This window comes from Psychroflexus sp. MES1-P1E, from assembly GCF_002836055.1.
Lineage (GTDB): Bacteria > Bacteroidota > Bacteroidia > Flavobacteriales > Flavobacteriaceae > Psychroflexus.
Genome location: NZ_PJBS01000247.1, coordinates 1 through 2,280, shown reverse-complemented (window position 1 = coordinate 2,280; position 2,280 = coordinate 1). Strand labels below are relative to the sequence as shown.

The following is a 2,280-nucleotide window of genomic DNA, read 5'->3' as shown; positions in this document are numbered from 1 at the left end:
AGTATTTAATAAATGCTAACGTCTCGTATATGAAAAGTAGGGCAGGTGATAAGCACCTAACTTTCCGTAAAGCAGGAAGCCATATTTTTAATTTTTATTGTTAGCTAAAATACAAATTAAAAATATGGCGACCCCGCAAATAATCCCAAGCCATTGGTTAAGCAATAACCGCCCTATTTTTTATATACATTGTTAGCAAAAGTTTTTGTCCACCCAATTCCAATCTGATATCCAGATTGAGCTTTGTCCTTAATAAAAGGTAGAAATGTAGTGATTCCAATACTATTAGAATTATTAATTTTGTATTTTGGGGAAAAAGAAAAGCCATAATTAAAGAAAACTTCATTATTGGAATAATCTCGTTCGAAACCTATTCTTTCATTTACCAAAGTACCTTTTGTATGGGCATAACTTAAACCAACTGGAACTTCAAAATTTAATTGGACTTTATTAAAATTTAACGAATAGCCAAAGTTAACAGTTGGTATTAATCGCATATCAATATCATCTACTAAATAAGCATCTGGTTCTGATTCTCCTTTAAAATCGAAATAGGCAGTTAGAGCAAAAGAAATCGTAAAATGATTTGTTTTATCAGATAGCGGTACGATAAATTTGCTGTAGCCGCCGTAATATAAGGATTCATCGCCTGCTCCCAATACACCTACTTCTAAAGAGTTGTTATTAGTTTTTTGGGCGTATAGGGTGTTACTGATAGATAACAAACCTATAATTGTAATTATTCTAATTGCTGAACACATAGTCTAATCCTTTTTTAAATATTGTATTTGCAGAACCCGCATGTCCACTTTTTTCTATTAATTCATTTTTATGCTTAAAATTTTGATAGTTTCTGTTGTCTATACGCTCATTCATTTCCTCAAAAGACGCGAGCATAACTCCTCCTTCTAAGGTCCCCATTCCATTATAAAATGTTACGTCTAAGTCAATGTTTTCATTTGCATAATCCTGTTCATATTCAAATATTATACCCGAATCGTACCAATATGATGTGCCACTTGCAATAAATTTATCGAATGGGTTATCTTGTCTATTTTGTGCCATAATATATTGTGTGAATAACCCACCAAAAGAATGCCCAATTAGTGTTTTATTATTTGATGAGTCTACATTATACCTTGATTCAAGTTCAGGTATCAGTTCTTCTTTAATAAACTGATAAAAGTTATTAGCACCTCCAGTACCGTGTTCATAAGATGTTGGTGTATAATCTCGATTCCTATTTTCATTGTTTCCAATAGATATTAAAATAGAAGGTGGCATACTTCCGTTCCGAGTTTTATCGGAAATTATATTTGCTATAGCATTGAACCTAGTATCGCCATCTAATCCAATTATCAATTTATTGGAAGAATCATTGGAATAATTTTCTGGTAAATAAACATAAATAGGATAGCTATCGTTAATAATGCTTGATTCTAGTATAAATTCTTCTGTAGCTCCAATGATGTCTAAACTCTCATCATTGGAGCAACTCAAAAGTAAAGGTAGAAGTAAAAGATAAATATATTTCATAAGTTAAAATTTTTCACAAAGATGTAACAACATTAATCTATAAAACTTATTTCAAATCAATAAATGATTTTACTTTTTAAGATATTCCTTTTTTACTCTACTGTAAGTTTCCGGTGACATCCCCAAGTAATTTGCAATTAATTTTTGAGGTATTTCTTCTATAAATATTTTAGATTTTTCTATTGTTTTTAGAAATAATTCATACTTTTTACCGGCATCTTTGTGTTGCAAGAGTAAAGACCTTTTTTCACGCTCTAGATGTACTAGTTCAAATAGTTTAGTGTAGATATAACAAAAAGGTTGGCTTCCTAATAGTAATTTTTCGATATCTTTTTTTTTAAAATATAGAACTTCTACATCAGTAATTGCCTGTTGTATTTGATTTGAAGGCGAGTTTTCTATATAACTAGTGAAATTGTTAAAACTCATACCTGAAAGTGAAAAATCAATAGTAAACAATTCTCCTTCAATTATTACGTACTGATGAATAAAGCCTTTAATTAGTAAACTAGTTTTTGTTTCAACTTGACCAATATTTAAAATAATTTCTCCCTTTTTGTATTTTTTCTTTTTTAAAATTTCAGCTATGGGCTTAAATTCCAATTCTGTAAGCGGGTAAACAGTATTTAAAAAGCTATATAAAATATTTTCTTCTTTTGAGAAAGCCTTATTCATTTGTTGGTAGGTTGATTTTAAATTTTTGCTAACGTTTAGTATATGGCGCGTTTTAGTGCGCTATATACA

General features: G+C 29.9%; 3 protein-coding genes. All 3 read right to left on the bottom strand.

The window, feature by feature from the left end:
- Positions 1 to 173: 173 nt before the first annotated feature.
- On the bottom strand, positions 174 to 761 hold the full coding sequence (locus CXF67_RS09405) for a hypothetical protein (protein WP_102088528.1): 588 nt from the start codon (positions 759 to 761) through the stop codon (positions 174 to 176).
- Complete coding sequence (locus tag CXF67_RS09400; RefSeq protein ID WP_102088526.1) at positions 745 to 1,536, bottom strand: alpha/beta hydrolase; 792 nt, start codon at positions 1,534 to 1,536, stop codon at positions 745 to 747. Before CXF67_RS09400 ends, CXF67_RS09405 begins: the two co-directional genes overlap by 17 nt.
- A 69-nt stretch (positions 1,537 to 1,605) precedes the next feature.
- Positions 1,606 to 2,211, bottom strand: coding sequence for a Crp/Fnr family transcriptional regulator (locus CXF67_RS09395; protein WP_102088525.1), 606 nt, complete (start codon positions 2,209 to 2,211; stop codon positions 1,606 to 1,608).
- Positions 2,212 to 2,280: the final 69 nt, after the last annotated feature.

Excerpts from the sequence above, each read along its gene's own strand:
- CXF67_RS09405 (WP_102088528.1), bottom strand. The coding sequence starts at position 761 with ATGTGTTCAGCAATTAGAATAATTACAATTATAGGTTTGTTATCTATC.
- CXF67_RS09395 (WP_102088525.1), bottom strand. The coding sequence starts at position 2,211 with ATGAATAAGGCTTTCTCAAAAGAAGAAAATATTTTATATAGCTTTTTA.
- CXF67_RS09400 (WP_102088526.1), bottom strand. The coding sequence starts at position 1,536 with ATGAAATATATTTATCTTTTACTTCTACCTTTACTTTTGAGTTGCTCC.